The organism is Amycolatopsis sp. MtRt-6 (assembly GCF_017308975.1).
Taxonomy (GTDB): domain Bacteria; phylum Actinomycetota; class Actinomycetes; order Mycobacteriales; family Pseudonocardiaceae; genus Amycolatopsis.
This window is the reverse complement of sequence record NZ_JADWPD010000060.1, coordinates 10,414-13,928: the sequence shown is the minus strand read 5'-3', so window position 1 is coordinate 13,928 and position 3,515 is coordinate 10,414. Positions and strand designations below refer to the sequence as shown.

Here is a 3,515-nt window from a genome sequence, read left to right as displayed (position 1 = left end):
TCCCGCCTGGCCTCGACTACCAGACGCGTCGCCCGCTCCCGCAACTCGTCGGGGTACTTCCGTGGTGCCGCCATAACCGTGAATCCTCCGGGTGTTCGATGTCTCCATCAAACCCGGGGCGGGACAGAACGTCCCGGGGTCGCGATAGCCGACCTCTGCGGCGATGCCGGCGACTGTCCGCTCGGTGGTCTCGAGCAGGTGTTTCGCCCTGCGTACCCGTTCGGCCTGCAGGTATTCGAGCGGGGTCTGGCCGGTCTCGGCGCGAAACCGCCGCAGGAGGGTCCGGGTGCTGACGTGGAAGGTCGCCGACAGCAGACCGAGGTCGTAGCGCTCGCGCATGTTCTGGTCCAGCCAGCGTTTGACGCCTTGCGAGAACCGGCTGCCCGTGGCCGGCAACAGTGCCGCGTCGACGTACGGAGCCTGGCTGAGCCGCGCGTCGTCGACGAGCGCGACACGCGCGGTGGCACGGGCGACGCGGCTGCCGTTGTGCTCACGGATGAGACCGAGGGCGAAGTCGTACATCGCGCTGAACGCCCCGGTCGTGGTCACCCCGCTGTCGGTGACCACCAGTTTCTCCGGCCTGACGTCGGTGCCGGGGCAGCGGCCGGCCAGCCGGTCGGCGAACAGCCACGAAGTCGTCGACTCCCGCCCGTCGAGCAGGCCGGCCGCCGCCAGCAGGAACGCGCCGACGCAGATCGAAACCAGCGCGACGCCCGATCGCGAGCCGGCTCTGATGGTCTCGATCTCCGGGCCGAGCGACGTGAGCGTCGCGTCCAGATCGAGCCCGGGGTGCAGCTCGAACCCGGGGACGACGAGGACATCGACCTGCCGCACCGGCACGACCGCGATCGCCGCGCCGCCGGCGGCGACCACGTGCCGCCGCGGCGACAGGATCGACACGTCGTACAGCGGCTCCCCGGCCGCGGCGATGTGCGACGCCATGGTGAGGAGGTCGGGCACCCCGAAGACCTCCGACGCGAAGCATCCCGGATAGGCGAGCACACCGACGCGAAGCGGAGCCACCACGGTGGCGAGATTACCCCGGAATATGGCGATCTCGCCACTGTCCGGACCGGACACCCCAGCCCGACGATGCCGCTATGGCGAACACCGAACCGCTCGCGGACTTCACGACACGGCTCGTCGACGTCGAGGGCGTCGGCAAGACCGTCCACGTCGCCGGGTCAGGGCCGGCTGTCGTGCTGATGCCGGAGATGCCCGGCATCAGCCCGGACGTCATCCGCTTGGCGCGCTGGATCCGGGACGCGGGCTTCACGGTCTACCTCCCGTCGCTGTTCGGTACCGACGGCGCCTTCCCGACCGTCGCCGACGGGGAAAAGGTCCTCCGCCGTGCCTGCGTCAGCGCCGAGTTCCGCGCCTTCGCCGGTGGCGGCACGAGCCCGGTCACGACCTGGCTTCGCGGGTTGGCCAGGATGGCGCTGCGCGAGTGCGGCGGGCCCGGCGTCGGAGCGATCGGGCTGTGCTTCACCGGCAACTTCGCGCTGACCATGACACTCGAACCGGCCGTCATCGCGCCGGTGGTCAACCACCCCTCGCTGCCGCTGGACGACCCCGCCGGCCTGGAGATCGGCGACGAGGACGCCGCGATGGTGCGCGAACGCGTCGAGCGTGACGGGCTGAAGGTGCTGGCCTACCGGTTCGACAACGACCGGTGGTGCACCGGCCGGCGGTTCGCCGCCTACCGGGCGCTGCTGGGCGACGCGTTCGACGGACGCGTCCTCCCGGGCGAGACGGCCAACCCCGAGCCGCCCCCGTTCTTCCGTGATTTCGTCGGCGGCCCGCACAGCGTCGTCACCGCCCACCTCGTCGACCGGCCGGGACACCCCACCCTGCGCGCCCGGGACGAGATCCTGGCCTTCCTCGCCGAACGGCTCGGCCGCGATCCGGGTAACGCCACTACGTCGTGAAGATATCGGCGAGCGCGCGAGCGATCCGGTGGTGTACGTCCTGATGTCGGCCTGATCGCCCTGCTGGTCAGGTTTTCGCGTCGCGGTCAGGACGACGCCAATCGCCACGGCCCATCGCCGTGGCAGCAATAGGTCACGGTGTCCCGGCGCTGCCGACCGCCCTCGAAACTGGCCTCACGGGCAACGCCGGAAAGGTCCGGACCGCCACGGGAATCTCCGTCGAGAAGGGGAGAATCGCATGCACAGCACGAGCCGCGTGCTCCGGACGCCGCCACCGAAGGCACTCCGAACCGTCAGGATCCTGATGTTCGTGCAATCCGTCCTCGGCATCATCGTGGGGGCGGTGCTGCTTTCCGTGGTGGCTTCGTCCGATGTGGACGATGACACCGGCTTCGCGCTTTCGCTGGGCGGGGGCCTCGTCCTGGCCGCGATCCTCTTCGTGTGCGCCCTGCTGCTTCCCCTCCGGCTGGCGTGGGTGCGGGGTACCGCCATCGCCGTCGAGTGCGTCAACGCGGCGAGCGCCCTCGTCGGTGCGATCGTCCTGCTCGCGTCCGACGCGACGCCCACCCCCGCCGCGGCGATGCCGATCATCCTGTCCGCGCTGGTGCTCAGGCCACTGCTCCAGCCGGAGGTCCGCGCCTGGTACGCGGACCGGACCCCGTGGCCGCCGGCCGGCCACACCGAACCGAAGGAGAGCTGAATGAAGAAGGCCTACGTCTACGGCATGGCGGGACTCGTGACCGCCGCGGTCGGCGTCACGGCGGCGTCCGGCCTCTGGGACGGCGCCGAAAGCGACGCGGGCGAGCAGCACGTCCCGGCCGCGCTCGCGAGCACGGCGGTGACGCCCAAGGCCGCGCCCGCCGCGGCACCGGCTCCCGCCGCGGCGCCGGCTCCTGCCGCGATACCGGCGCCCGCCCCGGTCCGGGTGGCACCCGCGGCTCCCGTGGCGGCAGCCGCCCCGGTCGTCAAGGTGGCCAAGCCCGAGGCCCGCGCCGCGGCCCACCGGAAGCACAAGAAGCCGGTCAGGCAAGCCGACCGGCCGCGGCCCTCGGTGGTCCGCGCCGCCGTGGTCAAGCACCACGTCACCCCGCCGGTGAAGCCGGTCGCGCAGCCGGCCAAGCCGATCGCCGTCACGGTGCCGGTCGCCGATCCCGTCGTGTCGGCGCGGCAGGCTCTCGACAACGCCTCGAAGGCCGTGAAGGACGCCCGGCGCCTGCTGGACACCGCGTCGGCGGACGTCAAGCACGCGAAGTCGGAGCTCAAGAAGGTCAAGCACTGCGACGGCAAGCACCGGCCGAAGGCGAAGAAGACCCAGCAGGGCAAGGACAAGCCGGGGGTGGCCGGCAAGACGACCGGCAGCCGGACCGTGTCGGTGTCGCTCGACTCGTCGCAGGTGCAGCCCGGCCAGAGCAAGACGATCACGAAGTCCACTCCGGACGGTTCGGCCTGGTCGAGCGTCACCGTGACGCGGAAGTGACCGAGGGGGAAAGAAAACGGCCGCGGCGCGGGGAAACCCGCGCCGCGGCCGTGTGTTTTCAGGCGTCTTCGCCGTGGTGTCGGGGGTGGTTCACGGCGGGCCGCGGACGC

General features: G+C 71.5%; 4 protein-coding genes. 3 read left to right on the top strand and 1 reads right to left on the bottom strand.

All coding sequences use genetic code 11. From position 1 onward, the window contains the following. Positions 1 to 1,026, bottom strand: a 1,026-nt coding sequence (locus I4Q55_RS48580) for a GlxA family transcriptional regulator (RefSeq protein ID WP_206797814.1), incomplete at its 3' end; no start/stop codon positions are given. 74 nt (positions 1,027 to 1,100) lie between these two features. Between I4Q55_RS48580 and I4Q55_RS48575 the strand changes: the two genes are divergently transcribed. The 3 genes from I4Q55_RS48575 (at position 1,101) to I4Q55_RS48565 (ending at position 3,405) form a co-directional block, all read left to right on the top strand. Then, positions 1,101 to 1,928, top strand: a complete 828-nt coding sequence (locus tag I4Q55_RS48575; protein WP_206797813.1) for a dienelactone hydrolase family protein — start codon at positions 1,101 to 1,103, stop codon at positions 1,926 to 1,928. A gap of 238 nt (positions 1,929 to 2,166) precedes the next feature. Beyond that, entirely contained in the window at positions 2,167 to 2,628 is a 462-nt protein-coding gene (locus I4Q55_RS48570; RefSeq protein WP_206797812.1) for a hypothetical protein, read from the top strand. Further along, positions 2,629 to 3,405 (top strand): hypothetical protein, encoded by a 777-nt coding sequence (locus I4Q55_RS48565; protein WP_206797811.1) that lies wholly within the window; start codon positions 2,629 to 2,631, stop codon positions 3,403 to 3,405. Positions 3,406 to 3,515: the final 110 nt, after the last annotated feature.

What these genes read in the sequence shown, in the direction of transcription:
- I4Q55_RS48575 (WP_206797813.1), top strand. Translation starts at nt 1,101, where the DNA reads ATGGCGAACACCGAACCGCTCGCGGACTTCACGACACGGCTCGTCGAC.
- I4Q55_RS48565 (WP_206797811.1), top strand. Translation starts at nt 2,629, where the DNA reads ATGAAGAAGGCCTACGTCTACGGCATGGCGGGACTCGTGACCGCCGCG.
- I4Q55_RS48570 (WP_206797812.1), top strand. Translation starts at nt 2,167, where the DNA reads ATGCACAGCACGAGCCGCGTGCTCCGGACGCCGCCACCGAAGGCACTC.